At 48.0% G+C, this 14,866-nt stretch carries 10 protein-coding genes; 3 read left to right on the forward strand and 7 right to left on the reverse strand.

Annotated features, from left to right (window positions below; translation table 11 throughout):
• Positions 1-116: 116 nt before the first annotated feature.
• From B5F71_RS15920 to B5F71_RS15940, 5 genes are all read right to left on the reverse strand, one after another.
• On the reverse strand, positions 117-2,249 hold the full coding sequence (locus B5F71_RS15920; RefSeq protein WP_087212214.1) for a Tex family protein: 2,133 nt from the start codon (positions 2,247-2,249) through the stop codon (positions 117-119).
• Between the two features lie 383 nt (positions 2,250-2,632).
• A complete protein-coding gene (locus tag B5F71_RS15925) occupies positions 2,633-3,241 on the reverse strand; it encodes a response regulator transcription factor (RefSeq protein WP_022040721.1) in 609 nt (202 codons plus the stop codon).
• Positions 3,238-3,951 (reverse strand): hemerythrin domain-containing protein, encoded by a 714-nt coding sequence (locus B5F71_RS15930; RefSeq protein WP_191762810.1) that lies wholly within the window; start codon positions 3,949-3,951, stop codon positions 3,238-3,240. The genes B5F71_RS15925 and B5F71_RS15930 overlap by 4 nt, the downstream gene beginning before the upstream one ends.
• 242 nt (positions 3,952-4,193) lie before the next feature.
• Complete coding sequence (locus B5F71_RS15935) at positions 4,194-4,445, reverse strand: hypothetical protein (protein ID WP_087212219.1); 252 nt, start codon at positions 4,443-4,445, stop codon at positions 4,194-4,196.
• Positions 4,446-4,469: 24 nt separating this feature from the next.
• Complete coding sequence (locus B5F71_RS15940; RefSeq protein WP_022040725.1) at positions 4,470-5,855, reverse strand: threonine/serine exporter family protein; 1,386 nt, start codon at positions 5,853-5,855, stop codon at positions 4,470-4,472.
• A 221-nt stretch (positions 5,856-6,076) separates the two neighbouring features.
• Here B5F71_RS15940 and B5F71_RS15945 point away from each other — a divergent pair, with 221 nt between their 5' ends.
• Genes B5F71_RS15945 through B5F71_RS15955 form a run of 3 tightly spaced genes read left to right on the forward strand, consistent with a single transcriptional unit; the run spans position 6,077 to position 11,809 of the window.
• Entirely contained in the window at positions 6,077-7,270 is a 1,194-nt protein-coding gene (locus tag B5F71_RS15945; protein ID WP_087212223.1) for an efflux RND transporter periplasmic adaptor subunit, read from the forward strand.
• Positions 7,271-7,300: 30 nt separating this feature from the next.
• Complete coding sequence (locus B5F71_RS15950) at positions 7,301-10,411, forward strand: multidrug efflux RND transporter permease subunit (RefSeq protein WP_022040727.1); 3,111 nt, start codon at positions 7,301-7,303, stop codon at positions 10,409-10,411.
• A 12-nt stretch (positions 10,412-10,423) separates the two neighbouring features.
• On the forward strand, positions 10,424-11,809 hold the full coding sequence (locus B5F71_RS15955; protein ID WP_087212226.1) for an efflux transporter outer membrane subunit: 1,386 nt from the start codon (positions 10,424-10,426) through the stop codon (positions 11,807-11,809).
• Positions 11,810-12,221: 412 nt separating this feature from the next.
• Here the strand turns inward: B5F71_RS15955 and B5F71_RS15960 are convergent, their stop codons facing one another.
• On the reverse strand, positions 12,222-14,411 hold the full coding sequence (locus B5F71_RS15960; RefSeq protein WP_022040729.1) for a glutamine synthetase III: 2,190 nt from the start codon (positions 14,409-14,411) through the stop codon (positions 12,222-12,224).
• Positions 14,412-14,580: 169 nt separating this feature from the next.
• The coding region (locus B5F71_RS20810) for a hypothetical protein (RefSeq protein ID WP_206423852.1) at positions 14,581-14,866 on the reverse strand (286 nt) is incomplete at its 5' end.

Consider the following 14,866-nt stretch of genomic DNA (forward strand, 5'->3'; position numbering starts at 1 on the left):
TTATGAACTATAAAAGTTAAACGGGACAGGGAAACCCACCCGTTTAACTTATTTAACAAAAATATTCCGCCATAAAACTTGTGCAAGTCTTAGAATTCTGTGGTGAAAAAAATCAATCATTTTTCTTTCATTGTCAGTTGGATGCGCTTGCGCTCCCTGTCTACGCTCAACACCCGCACACGTACCTGCTGATGGATGCTTACCACGGTGGTGGGGTCGCTCACAAAATGACCGGCAAGCTGGGATACGTGCACCAGCCCTTTTTCCTTGATGCCGATATCCACGAAGCACCCGAAGTTGGTGATGTTGGTCACGATGCCCGGCAGTTCCATGCCCTCGCACAGGTCGTCAAGGGTATGCACGTTAGGGTCGAAACAGAATGCCTCCAACCGCTTGCGCGGGTCGCGTCCCGGCTTCTCCAGCTCGTGCAGGATATCGGTCAAGGTGGGGATGCCTACCTCGTCTGTCACATAGTCTTCCATCCGGATACGCTCACGGAGCGACTTGTCCGCTATCAAGTCGGAGACGGCACATTTCAGGTCTTTCGCCATCTGCTCTACAATGGGATAGCTTTCAGGATGCACCGCCGAATTGTCGAGGGGATTGCCGGCGTTCGGGATACGAAGGAAACCCGCACATTGTTCAAACGCCTTCGCACCCATACGGGGCACGTCCAGCAGTTCCTTCCGCGAGCGGAAAGGTCCGTGAGCGGTACGGTAGTCCACGATGTTCTGCGCCAATGCTGGGCCCAGCCCTGACACATACGTGAGCAGATGCCGGCTTGCCGTATTGACATTCACGCCCACCAGGTTGACGCAGCTCTCCACGGTGCGGTCGAGCGCCGCTTTCAGCTTCGTCTGGTCCACATCGTGCTGGTACTGCCCCACCCCGATAGATTTGGCATCGATTTTCACCAGTTCGGCAAGCGGGTCTATCAGCCTCCTGCCGATAGACACAGCCCCGCGCACCGTCACATCATAGTCGGGAAATTCCTCGCGGGCGGTCTTCGAAGCCGAATAAACGGAAGCCCCGTCCTCGCTTACCACAAACACTTGCACCTCGCGCCCGAAGCGCAAAGCACTGACAAACTGTTCCGTCTCCCGGCTCGCCGTGCCGTTGCCGATGGCTATCGCCTCCACCTTATATTGCTCCACCAGCGTCGTCAGCTTGCGTGCCGCCGCCTGCCGCTCGGATTTCGGCGGATGCGGATAGACCGTATCGTTGCAGAGCAGGGCGCCTTGCGCGTCGAGGCAGACCACCTTGCATCCCGTACGGTATCCGGGGTCGATGCCCATCACCCGCTTCTGCCCCAACGGAGGAGCAAGCAGCAGCTGGCGCAGGTTTTCGGCAAACACGCGGATGGCTTCCTCGTCGGCACGCTCCTTGCTGGTGCCGGAAAACTCGGTCTCGATAGCAGGCTTAAGCAAACGCTTGTAAGCGTCCGCCACCGCCTCTGCCACCTGCGCCGAACAGGCATTGCCGCCCTTCACGTAGCGGCGCTCCAGCCCCCGGATGCATTCCTCGTCGTCTTCGGGCGTGATGCTCACCTTCAGGATGCCTTCCGCCTCCCCTCTCCGCAAGGCAAGCAGGCGGTGCGAAGAACAACGCTTCAAAGGTTCGGAAAAATCGAAATAGTCGCGGTACTTCTGCGCCGCCTCGTCCGCCTCTTTTCCCTTCACCACCTTCGAAACGATGACTCCCCGCCGGGCGAAACATCCGCGCACCAGGCTGCGTGCCCGTTCGTCTTCGCTCACCTGCTCGGCGATGATGTCGCGCGCCCCTTTCAAGGCCTCTTCCTCATCCTTCACCTCGCCTTTTACGAAGGCATGCACACGTGCGTCCAAACGGTTCTCGCGCTGTATCAGAAGCAGCGCCGCCAGCGGTTCCAGCCCTTTCTGGCGCGCCATTTCGGCACGTGTCTTGCGCTTGGGCTTGTAGGGCAGGTAAATGTCTTCCAGTTCCGTGGCATCCCAGCAGGCATCTATCCGCGCACGGAGTTCAGGGATAAGCTTTCCCTGCCCCTCAATGGTAGAGAGCACGGTTTCTTTCCGTTTCGCCAACTCGCGCAACTTCTCGTTACGCGCCTGTATCTCGCCTATCTGCACTTCGTCCATTCCGCCGGTGGCTTCCTTGCGGTAGCGGCTGATAAAGGGGATGGTGGCGCCGCCCTCCAATAGTTTCAATGTATTTTCTACGCGATGCGCGGGCAGCTTGAGTGCCCGTGCTATCATTTCGCTGAAGTTTTCCATAATTCGTCGTTCTGTATTTTCGGATGGCAAAGATAAGAGTTTTCAATTGATAATCGACTATTTTAATTTATCATGCGCTGATTAGGAATGGGTTTTTAAAGCATTTTCGCTTCTGTGATAAAGCAAACAACAGCTATCTGAAGAAAAGACACTGATTATCTTTATTGGCAGAAAGAATTATCCGATATCGGAAAGAAAATTACCCCCTATATGCGCGTACTCCCCGCGAATCACTTCGCAGGGAGTGCCCAACTAATAACTAACTTTTTACTTTTGTGGTTTACGTAATTTCATATGACTAACGCTGCAAAGATACCGGCTTTCAGACATTCAGACAATACCTACATATAGGTATTTTAGAAACATTCCAAACAATAGTCCAATTACAACTTCATCTTTACCTCGCTTAACTCAACCAACTTGTTGACAATGGCATAAATTGTCAGACCTGCCGCCGAATGTATCTGCAGCTTACGGGTGATGTTTCGCCGGTGCGTAATGACCGTATGTACCGAAATGAAAAGTTTCTCGGCTATTTCCTTGTTGGTCATTCCGCGCACCACACAGCAGATAATTTCTTTCTCCCGCTGACTCAAGGCATCCTGATCGGCATCTTCATCGTCTGTAAAATTCATCAACACCGAAATCTTCTTTTCCAATGATTCTATATCTTCGAACAGATTGATACTCTCATCATATCCCTTCAAACGGTTCGAATCAACAAACGAACTCAACAAAGCTACCAATTTAATGTCCAATGATTGGTAACATTCTCTGAAAGCCTCTACATCGAACCAGCCTTCGAACTGTGGATTTATTATCAGCAATTGCGGACTATGCGCTTCCATACAGTGTTGCAAACCTTCTTGCGATGTTACTTCCACAGTCTGAACATTCAGGTCCGGCAAACGTTTCAGCACTGTAACCAACCCGCTCCGGACAATGACTGAAGTCTCGGCTACAGCCACCAGTATGTTTTCCTCTGATTTCATTTTACCCCCTTTTCCAACTCCATTATAGCAGGGACGAACAGGTAATCTTCTACCCGATTGTGCGATGCCAGATCCTCTTCACAACAAAATATGTCAAATAATGTTGCATTCAACAATTGATTGTCTCCATTGGCCGGATAGTATTTGATAATAATATTTTTCAACTCGGTCAACTTAACATTGATTTGGTCATGATGACGGGCAAACACTCCGATGCTGAATTCTTCAGTCTTCTTTCCTTCCAACAAATCTCTCACATAAGTAAAGACTTGTTTATTCTCATATTCCATGTGTTTCCTCACTTCTCCCACATAATCGTCAAAGAACTGAAGAATCAGATACGATACCTTGTCGCTTAATGAAAAGTCAATTGCTTCTATTAACTTCTTCCGGATAGAGGGGAGCTGAAAATCGAGGAAATACGAATGGGCACGTTGCAAATAATCCATCAATGCCGGCACAGAAAGTCGTGCCAGATGGTCCTGCATCCGGTCGTTCTCCTCTGTCAGAAAATTAACCACAATCAGAAATGTGGGACAATCCACCCCGTTCATGTCACATACTTCCTGAACAGACTTGTCACCAAATCCTAAAGATACTCCAAAACGGCTCAACACCTGCAGCAACGCATAATTCTCACAGATCAAGTCGCTCATCTTATCGGTCGGCTTATATGTTTTGGGTTTACACATAACAAAAAATGAATTCATAATTGATTTCTGTTTGCAAAGTAAGACAATCCACGGGAATCGGTCAATCCCCATTTATAGGTATATTTATTAACGTGTGCATTTTTGTCGCTTGTCATATTTGTCAAGCCGGATTTACACCCATACATTTTATGTCCATCGGTTGCTTTTCCAAGCCAAACCAGAACATCAGTTTAGTTTGAAAATCCAATCCGCATAGCTGCCTTGCTTGTAAGATTATTAATCTTCATGCCGAAAGATTATTAATCTTCACGCTGTAAGATTAATAATCTTACAAACGGCGCAGCTATATTGCGGAAAGACCAAAGCCTGCTTGTCATGCCGGATGTGTAACCCGGCGTAATTGAAGAAGCGGATTGGCGATCCAGCGTGACACTGGCAACAGGAGTGACACCGGCAGTGTGTATCCCATTAAAAATGCACAATTGCACACCGCTCAAAGTATAAAAATGAAGAATGAAGAATTCCAGGCGAAACAATTCTTCATTCTTCATACTTCATTCTTTATCAAAAAAGCTTTACCATTCGACAAACTTTCCTCGCTTGTGGCGTTCTTCCAATATTTCCGCCAAATGTTTGTTCTTGGACGAAGCAATATACTTACGACCAAAAATATTCGGGATAGCAACCCCCACGGAAATGCAAAGAATAACCAATCCCGAATTTACTCCACTTTCAATAGCTTTCATCAACGGAGTAACCCCTTCAAGATTCTGCACATTCATATTGATGAGCCCGAAAAGCATTCGATACATCAATACTCCCGGAATCATCGGGATAACCGAAGGAATGGTCAGTACGTGATTGGGGACATGAAACCAGTGAACCGCCTTTACAGCTATCAGGCTGACCAGCAAAGCACCGGTGAACGAACCGACCACCAATCCCATGTCCAGACCGATGTTGTTGGTACTCGGTCCTAGATTGACAAAGTTACGTGTACAAACAGCCAAAATACCTCCGATAGCTACTACCCAAAGCAAACGACGCTGAATGTTAAAAATCATAGAGAATCCCATTGCCGAAATGGCAGCCGCCAAGGCATATTCCCAATACTCGTGGTGCGGCACCATGCTGATGGTCGGGAAAAAGTTGTCGATGGCACACAATTTCACAGCAAATGCAATACCAAAAGCCATGGCTCCCATCATCAGAAGCGTATTGACAGCCCGCACAATACCCACCTGGATAAAATTGTCGAGCATATCATCCACAAAATTTATCAAAGGAACTCCTGGAACGATAAACAAAGCACACGCCAACAGCGGATGCCAAGGTGTATTAGTCCACGTTTCGGGAAGGTAAGTAGAAGCCCATGCAATCATAGTGGCAACAAAAGCCGCAATAGCAATACCCACATAGCCATTCAGACCTGACTCATTACATTTCTGACGCACGCGCATACCGATAATCGCTGCAATTGAAGCATACAAGAATGCCATCCAGTCGCATCCGAACTGAATGCAGAATCCGCCACAGGCAAATCCGGCACCGACAGCTGTCTGCAAAGGAGTATAGTTCCGTTTCTTGGTACGGATTTTTTCCAGCTCCTCCTCATATTGGTCGAGCGTATAATCGTTCTCTATCGCCCTCCAGGAAAGTTTGCTCACTTCCGAAATGGCAGTCATGTTCACTCCATGTCCGTTGATACGCTGAAATTTGGTGAACGAAAAGTTTTCATCACTCACATTCACCATCAACATCGTAAATCCGATGTTGATATGCAGTTTCTCTTCCGGAATACCCAGATAAGCGGCTGTCCGCTTCATGTTTCTCATAATCCGGTTGGTATCCGCCAAACTTTCCACCAAAAGCTTTCCGGTACGGAGCAAAAGGTCTACCCGACGATGCAACATCTGGTCGTGGGCTTTCAAAGTCGTTTCTAAATGTTCCTCTAAATTCATTTTGTCTAAATTTAATTCCGGCCGCAAAGGTATGAAAAATATCCCTAGTTCCCGCTATCTCAGTGTAGAGAAATTCCACAATCTTCGCCAGAAATTCCCCAAGACACAAATTTGCATGCAGGATTTAGCTTTCTGATTCTCAATATATAAAAATTTATCGTATCTTTGGCACAAGTATTGTTTGTCCTTTACGGCATCTAACCCATAAACTTAAAATTCGTATGAGACGCTTTTTAACAAAGAAAGATTTGAAACTGAAGAAAAAACAAACCATCTACACCTTTATCGGTGTCGTTGTAATTATAGGAATATACCTGTTCCTGACACGAGAGAAAAAGACAGAACCAGAAGCGCCTATTGTCAGTGTAGCTCCGGCTCAACAACAAGACGTAGAGATTTACGGCGAATATGTCGGACGCATACGCGCCCAACAATTTGTAGAGGTACGCGCACGCGTGGAAGGCTTTCTGGAACAAATGCTGTTCGAGGAAGGAACACAAGTAAAACGCAATCAAGTCCTGTTCATCATCAATCAAGACCAATACCAAGCCAAAGTGGATAAGGCACGTGCCCAACTGAAAAAAGACGAAGCAACGGCACGCAAGGCAGAGCGCGACCTGAACCGTATCCGCCCGCTTTATGAACAACGGGCTGCCAGCCAATTGGACCTTGACAACGCCACGGCTGCCTACGAAACCGCTGTAGCCAGCGTAGGCATGAGCCAGGCAGACCTTGACCAGGCAGAACAGGAACTAAGCTACACCGTAGTGCGTTCGCCGATAACCGGACAAATCAGCGAACGTCACGTCGACCTCGGTACCTTGGTCGGCACATCAGGCAAGTCTCTGCTGGCCACCATCGTAAAAAGTGATACCGTATTGGTGGATTTCAGCATGACAGCACTCGATTACCTGAAAAGCAAGGAACGGAACATCATCATCGGCCAGAAAGATTCTACCCGTTCTTGGCAACCAACTGTCACTATCACCCTCCCCGACAACACGGTATATCCTTACAAAGGACTGGTAGACTTCGCCGAACCGCAGGTAGACCCCAAAACCGGAACATTCTCCGTACGTGCAGAAATGAGCAATCCCGAACATGTATTGCTGCCCGGACAGTTTACAAAAGTAAAGCTGCTGCTCGACGTACGCGAAAATGCCACAGTAGTTCCCCAAAAAGCATTGATTATTGAAAAGGGAGGTGCATATATCTACGTGATGCGCAAAGACTCTACAGCTGAAAAACGTTTCATCGAATTGGGACCGGAATTTGGCAACAATGCAGTAGTAGAACGCGGACTGATACCGGGAGAAAACATTGTAGTAGAAGGTTACCACAAGCTGAGCCCGGGCATCAAGATGCGTATAGGCACAGCCCCGATAGAAAAAGAAGAAGAAAATAAGGATGAATAAATCGCACAATCACCAAAACGTATTCACAAAATGAAAGTAAGTTTCTTTATCGACCGGCCAGTCTTTTCAATCGTCATCTCTATATTGATAGTCATCATCGGTGTCATCGGACTTACCATGCTGCCTATCGACCAATATCCGCAAATTACGCCACCTGTGGTAAAAATCAGTGCATCTTATCCGGGTGCGAGCGCACTCACGGTATCACAAGCCGTCGCAACCCCGATAGAACAAGAACTGAACGGTACACCCGGCATGCTTTATATGGAGTCGAACAGTTCCAATTCCGGAGGATTCTCGGCAACAGTCACCTTTGACATCTCGGCAGACCCCGACCTTGCTGCCGTGGAAATTCAGAACCGCATCAAACTGGCCGAATCACGTCTGCCAGCCGAAGTGGTACAGAATGGTATCGAAATCGAGAAACAAGCCGCCAGCCAGCTGATGACTATCTGCCTGACTTCAAGCGATCCCAAGTTTGACGAAATCTATTTGAGCAATTTTGCTACCTTGAATGTACTCGACCTGCTGCGCCGTATACCGGGAGTAGGACGCGTATCCAACATCGGAAGCCGCTACTATGCCATGCAAATCTGGCTGGACCCTGCCCGTCTTGCCAATTTCGGTCTCACCGTACAAGACGTACAAAATGCCTTGAAAGACCAGAACCGTGAATCGGCTGCCGGTGTATTGGGACAACAACCCGTTACCGGTCTCGACATTACTATCCCGATAACGGCACAAGGGCGTCTGTCAAGTGCTGCCCAATTCGAAGAAATCGTGTTGCGTGCCAACCCCGACGGTTCACTGATACGCATGCGGGACGTGGCGCGTGTATCGCTCGAAGCCCAGTCATACAATACAGAGAGTGGTATCAACGGAGGCAATGCCGCCGTATTAGGAGTCTACATGCTGCCAGGTGCCAACGCCATGGAAGTAGCAGAACGTGTGAAAGCCGCCATGGATGAAATCAGCAAGAATTTTCCGGAAGGCATGAAATACGAAGTACCTTTCGACATGACATCTTATATATCCGAATCCATCCACGAAGTATACAAGACCCTGTTCGAAGCCTTGTTCCTCGTCATCGTGGTAGTGTTCCTTTCGCTACAAAGTTGGCGTGCGACTCTGATTCCTACCATAGCCGTTCCTATCTCATTGATCGGTACTTTCGGCTTTATGCTCATTTTCGGCTTTTCGCTGAACATCCTGACCCTGCTAGGTTTGGTACTGGCCATCGGACTGGTAGTGGATGATGCCATCGTAGTAGTCGAAAACGTAGAACGTATTATGGAAGAAGAACACCTCAGCCCTTACGAAGCTACCAAAAAAGCAATGGACGGTCTGACCGGAGCCTTGATTGCCACCTCTATGGTACTGGCTGCCGTATTTGTTCCGGTCAGCTTCCTTTCCGGCATTTCAGGACAATTGTATCGACAGTTCAGTATCACCATTGCAGTATCTGTACTGCTATCCACCGTCGTGGCACTGACACTCAGCCCTGTGATGTGCTCACTGATTCTACGTCCACAAGACCCGAACAAACCCAAGAACCGTGTGTTCCGGGCTATCAACAAATGGCTGGACATAGGCAATCATAAATATGTAGGCGGCATCAGCCGGCTCATCAAAAACCCTAAACGCGTGACGGCAGGATTCGGTATGGTCATCGTTTTCATATTCGTGCTCTACCGGCTAATACCAACCAGTTTTCTCCCAACGGAAGACCAGGGATATTTCACCGTCGAACTGGAAATGCCAGAAGGTACTACACTGGAACGTACCCGCGAAATTACCAACCGTGCCGTAGCCTTCCTGATGAAAGATCCTGCTGTAGAATATGTACAAAGCGTAGCAGGTTCCAGCCCGCGTGTCGGTACCAGCCAGGCACGCACCACGCTTACGGTCATCTTGAAAGAATGGAAAGAACGTGACAACACTACCATTGAACAAATTATGGCAGATGTGCAGAACGAGTTCAAGAAATACCCTGAATGCAAGGTTTACCTCTCCACACCACCTGTCATTCCCGGATTAGGTACCTCCGGAGGTTTTGAAATGCAGCTGGAAGCCCGTGGAGATGCTACGTACGACAATCTGGTGGCTGCTGCAGACACGCTTATGTACTACGCCTCGCAACGCAAAGAGCTGAGTGGACTGTCGTCTTCATTGCAGGCGGAAATCCCTCAACTTTATTTCGACGTAGACCGTGACAAAGTAAAATTGTCGGGCGTACCGATGGCCGATGTTTTCACAACAATGAAAGCTTATACCGGATCGCTTTATGTGAACGACTTCAATATGTTCAACCGTATCTACCGTGTGTACATCCAGGCTGAAGCACCTTACCGTGAACATCGTGACAACATCAACCTGTTTTTCGTGCGGGGAAGTTCCGGCGATATGATTCCATTAACGGCATTGGGCAATACCGAATATACCACCGGTCCCGGAAGTATCAAACGTTTTAATATGTTCAACACCGCCATCATCCGCGGAACAGCCGCCCACGGTTACAGTTCAGGACAAGCAATGGAACTTATCGAGCAACTGGCTAAAGAACATCTGCCCGACAACATCGGAGTAGAATGGAGTGGACTTTCCTACCAGGAAAAACAGGCAGGCGGACAGACCGGTATGATTCTGACACTGGTATTCCTCTTCGTCTTCCTTTTCCTGGCAGCCCTGTATGAAAGCTGGAGCGTGCCAGTCGCCGTACTGCTCTCCTTGCCGGTAGCCGCTTTGGGAGCATATGCCGGTGTCGCCTTATGCGGATTGGAAAATGATACATATTTCCAGATTGGCCTGGTAATGCTGGTCGGACTGGCTGCCAAAAACGCCATCCTGATTGTAGAGTTTGCCAAAGACGAAGTAGACAAAGGAAAAGATGTAATAGAAGCTGCGCTGCACGCATCACATTTACGTTTCCGTCCCATCCTGATGACCTCACTCGCCTTTATTTTGGGCATGGTGCCACTGGTCATTGCAAGCGGACCGGGTTCTGCCAGCCGTCAAGCCATCGGCACGGGCGTATTCTTCGGAATGATTGTGGCTGTAACAGTAGGTATTTTCCTGGTTCCTTTCTTCTTCGTGATGATTTACAAGGCAAAAAACAAACTCAAAGTGAAACATACTCATTAATTGCTGCAACCTATGAAAGTAACGAAACTCACATATTATTTCCTTTGCATCATCTTGGCAACCTCACTCTTGGCTAGTTGCCAGATAGGGAAACATTATTCACGTCCCGAACTGAACCTGCCCCATACCCTGGACAGTCTTAGCGTAGACACCGCTTCAATAGGTGACTACGCCTGGGAAAAAATCTATACCGACACGACCCTGCAGGCACTGATACGCAAAACACTGACCTACAACAAGGACATGCTGATAGCTGCCTCACGGGTGAAGGAACTGGCAGCACGTAAGCGCATTGCCATCGGAGATATGCTGCCCCAAATCGGACTGCGCGTCTACGCCGAGCGTGAACGGGAAAACTATGGTGGCAATCACTATTCACAAGACGATGAATTCGACCTGAAAGGTACCATGAGCTGGGAAATTGACCTTTGGGGTAAACTGCGTTGGGCAAAAGACAAAAGCGTAGCCGACCTCATCGGGTCAATAGAAAACCAACGGGCATTGAAAATGAGCCTGGTAGCCGAAGTGGCACAAACCTACTTCGAACTGGTGGCCCTCGACAATGAACTTGCCATCGTGCGCCAAACCGTAGATGCGCGACGCGAAAGTCTCCACCTGGCACGCATCCGCTACGAAGGAGGACTGACTTCAGAAACCGCCTTCCGGCAAGCACAAGTGGAATTGGCACGTACAGCCACACTGGTTCCCGACCTGGAACGTCAGATTACGTTAAAAGAAAACGACATAGCTTTCCTGACCGGCGACTATCCACACCACATCCGGCGCACAGCATTGCCCGAAGACGTATTGTTGCCAGCCAGTCTGCCTGTAGGGCTGCCGTCCAGCCTATTGGAACGCCGCCCCGACATCCGCGAAGCAGAACAGGCACTGATAGCAGCCAATGCCGAGGTAGGTATTGCCTTCACCAGCCTGTTCCCCAGTCTGACCTTGAATGCCAGCTACGGAGGCGAGAGCGATGTGCTCAGCGAACTGCTGAAATCTCCCTGGCACCAGCTCAGTGCCAACCTACTACAACCGGTCTTCAGTTGGGGTAAGAACCGTGCCCGACTGAAAGCACAAAAAGCCGCTTTGGAAGGAGCTACCCAAGCCTATGAGAAAGTAGTGCTCAACGCTTTTAAAGAAGCCTACAATGCCATTGCCGACTTCAACAAAAGCAAGGAAATCTATGAAACCCGCCTCCGCTTGGAACAAGCATCGAAAAGTACCCTCGATCTCGCTCAGCTGCAATACATCAATGGTGTGATCGGCTATATGGACCTGCTGGATGCACAGCGTGGTTATCTTAATGCGCAAATCGGACTTAGCAATGCTGTACGTGACAAGCAAATCACCGTTGTCCGCCTATACAAAGCATTAGGAGGCGGATGGAAAAACTGACATTATACTTCCGCAGCATTTATTGATGCATTTTGTCGATGTCATTATAGAAGGTGTATCAAAATGAAAGTTGATTTTTATTTTGATACACCCTCATCATCTCTACGGAAACGGTGTGAAAGGTTCAAGGAAATGCAACACTATAAATGCCCCCTCAAACGAACATAAGTGATACGACTGACTTACTTATGTGAAACGCCCAAGTTACTTATGTGAAACGCCCAAGTTACTTATGTGAAACACCCAACTCACTTATGTTCATCAAAAGGCATGCTTCAATCAATGCCTCTGAAATGCAGACAAAAACAAAGCCTCAAAAATTTTAAAGAACAAAGCCGGAACCTCCTCGCGGAGACCCCGACTCGCTTTCATCAAACAACCAATAAGGAAATTAGAGGTAAATTTAATGATATTATCTAATGAATAACAGCTCTCTATATTTAGGCAGCGTCCACATCTGATCGTCTACTATCAGTTCCAATTTGTCGATGTGGTAACGTATCTGTTCCAGCATCGGCGCAATGGTGTCATGGTAAGCCACGGCCTTTTCACGCTCGTCCACAATTTTATTTGCCACTTTACGCGCTTCTATCATCGTATCCACGTGCTCTTTGATATAAGACGTATGCTCCGAAATCTTCCGGATGATGGCAACGTTCTCGGCAGAAAGCTTCTCTGCCTCTTCAGCTGGAAACAGTCCCTTCATCTTGTACACATTATCTATCAGCTTGCTTTGGTATTCGATGGCGACCGGCACCACATGGTTCATCACCAAATCGCCTAATACACGTGCCTCAATCTGAATCTTCTTTGTATACGTTTCCCATTTCACTTCGTTACGCGCCTCCAGTTCTTTCTGTGTCATCACACCCTGCGACTCGAACATCTTCACCGAAGCAGGTGTCAGATACTGGTCGAAAATAACCGGACAACTGGTTTCGCAATCCAGGCCGCGACGTGCCGCTTCCGCTTTCCACTCTTCACTGTAGCCATTACCGTCAAAACGGATAGGCTTCGAAGCCTTGATGTATTCACGGATAACCTGAATGAGGGCAGACACTTTCGGTTCACCTTTTTCTATAAGTTCGTCTACCTTTTGTTTAAACTCTACCAGCTGCTCTGCCACGGCAGTATTCAATGCAATCATTGCGCTGGCACAGTTAGCCTCCGAGCCTACCGCACGGAACTCGAAACGGTTGCCCGTAAAAGCAAAGGGGGAAGTACGGTTACGGTCGGTATTATCAATCAGCAATTCGGGAATCTGCGGGATGTCCAGTTTCATGCCGTGCTTGCCGCCAAGAGCTATCAAGTCATCGGTCGAGCTTTCCTCCATGTGATCAAGTACTTTGCTAAGCTGTGTGCCGAGGAAAGAAGAGATAATGGCAGGAGGTGCTTCGTTGGCTCCCAAACGATGGGCATTCGTAGCGCTCATGATAGAGGCCTTCAGCAAACCGTTGTGACGGTACACCGCCATCAGTGTGTTGACAATAAAAGTTATAAAGCGCAAGTTCTCCTCGGGAGTCTTACCTGGTGCCATCAGCAATACACCTGTATCAGTCCCCAATGACCAGTTGTTGTGCTTACCCGAACCATTTACTCCCTTGAAGGGTTTTTCATGAAGCAGCACACGGAATCCGTGCGTACGTGCTACTTTACGCATCAGCGACATAATCAGCATGTTATGGTCTACGGCAAGGTTGCACTCCTCAAAGATAGGTGCCAGTTCAAACTGGTTGGGAGCCACTTCATTATGACGGGTCTTGACGGGTATTCCCAGTTCTAATGCCTGAATTTCCAAATCTTTCATAAAAGCAGCCACGCGGGTCGGGATGGCACCGAAATAATGGTCTTCCAGCTGTTGGTTCTTCGAAGCCTCGTGTCCCATCAACGTACGCCCGGTCAGCAATAAATCGGGTCGTGCGGCATACAAGCCTTCATCTACCAGGAAATATTCCTGCTCCCATCCCAGGTATGCCGAAACTTTCTTCACATTCGGATCGAAATAATGGCATACATCTACCGCTGCCTTATTGACTGCCCGCAGTGCTTTCAACAACGGAGCCTTATAGTCAAGCGATTCGCCCGTATAAGCGATGAACACGGTAGGGATACACAAGGTGTCGTCTACCACAAATACCGGCGACGAGGGATCCCACGCACTATAACCACGCGCCTCGAAAGTATTACGGATACCGCCATTAGGGAACGAAGAAGCATCCGGTTCCTGCTGTACCAGCAATTTTCCGGAAAACTCTTCCATCATACCTCCCTTGCCATCGTGTTCCACAAAGGCATCGTGCTTCTCTGCAGTCCCTTCCGTAAGCGGTTGGAACCAGTGTGTATAGTGAGTAGCCCCTAATTCGCTTGCCCACTGTTTCATTCCTGCTGCTACAGCATCGGCAATGCTGCGGTCTAGTGTCGCGCCGTTATCCATTGCATCTACCAGCTTCTCGTACACTTTGCTGGGAAGATACTTAAACATCTTTTCCCGATTGAACACGTATTTCCCGAAATATTCACTCGGGCGCTCCTTTGGAGCCGGTACATCAAAAGGCTTCGCCTGGAATGCCTTTTCTACTACCCTGAATCTTAAAGTTGACATAATACCTCAATAATTAGTTGTTATTTGTTCACATATTTCTATATAATCAAATCTTTTTGAAACGAAATTCAATTATATAACATCTTTTTGTCTGATGCAAAAGTAAGGCTTTTCATTCATATACTCCCCCTCTACGAAGTCATATTTTCATTTATTTTATCAGAACCTTTCAATTTGAAATAAAACCGCAACATTCTGTTATCAATTTCACACAAACGAAGTCGATTTTATTACTTTCACAAACAAAGGGACTGTTTTGAATTTCCACAAAAAGTTTTTTTGGGCTTGATGTGTTCGTTTCGTGTGTGTTGGGCGATAAATTCAAAACAGTTTCTAAGACATACTTAGAAGCTGTTTTGAATTTCTCCAAAAAGTTTTTCTTGGCTTGATGCATCCGTTTTCGTGTGTGCTTTGGGCGATTTTTTGGTCCTTTCCGCTCCTGTTCTTCGTCAGAT

Origin of the sequence: Bacteroides sp. An269, assembly GCF_002159755.1 — a bacterium.
In the GTDB taxonomy this organism is placed as follows: domain Bacteria; phylum Bacteroidota; class Bacteroidia; order Bacteroidales; family Bacteroidaceae; genus Phocaeicola; species Phocaeicola intestinalis.

Excerpts from the sequence above, each read along its gene's own strand:
- B5F71_RS15920 (WP_087212214.1), bottom strand. The coding sequence starts at position 2,249 with ATGGAAAACTTCAGCGAAATGATAGCACGGGCACTCAAGCTGCCCGCG.
- B5F71_RS15925 (WP_022040721.1), bottom strand. The coding sequence starts at position 3,241 with ATGAAATCAGAGGAAAACATACTGGTGGCTGTAGCCGAGACTTCAGTC.
- B5F71_RS15930 (WP_191762810.1), bottom strand. The coding sequence starts at position 3,951 with ATGAATTCATTTTTTGTTATGTGTAAACCCAAAACATATAAGCCGACC.
- B5F71_RS15935 (WP_087212219.1), bottom strand. The coding sequence starts at position 4,445 with ATGAAGAATGAAGAATTGTTTCGCCTGGAATTCTTCATTCTTCATTTT.
- B5F71_RS15940 (WP_022040725.1), bottom strand. The coding sequence starts at position 5,855 with ATGAATTTAGAGGAACATTTAGAAACGACTTTGAAAGCCCACGACCAG.
- B5F71_RS15945 (WP_087212223.1), top strand. The coding sequence starts at position 6,077 with ATGAGACGCTTTTTAACAAAGAAAGATTTGAAACTGAAGAAAAAACAA.
- B5F71_RS15950 (WP_022040727.1), top strand. The coding sequence starts at position 7,301 with ATGAAAGTAAGTTTCTTTATCGACCGGCCAGTCTTTTCAATCGTCATC.
- B5F71_RS15955 (WP_087212226.1), top strand. The coding sequence starts at position 10,424 with ATGAAAGTAACGAAACTCACATATTATTTCCTTTGCATCATCTTGGCA.
- B5F71_RS15960 (WP_022040729.1), bottom strand. The coding sequence starts at position 14,411 with ATGTCAACTTTAAGATTCAGGGTAGTAGAAAAGGCATTCCAGGCGAAG.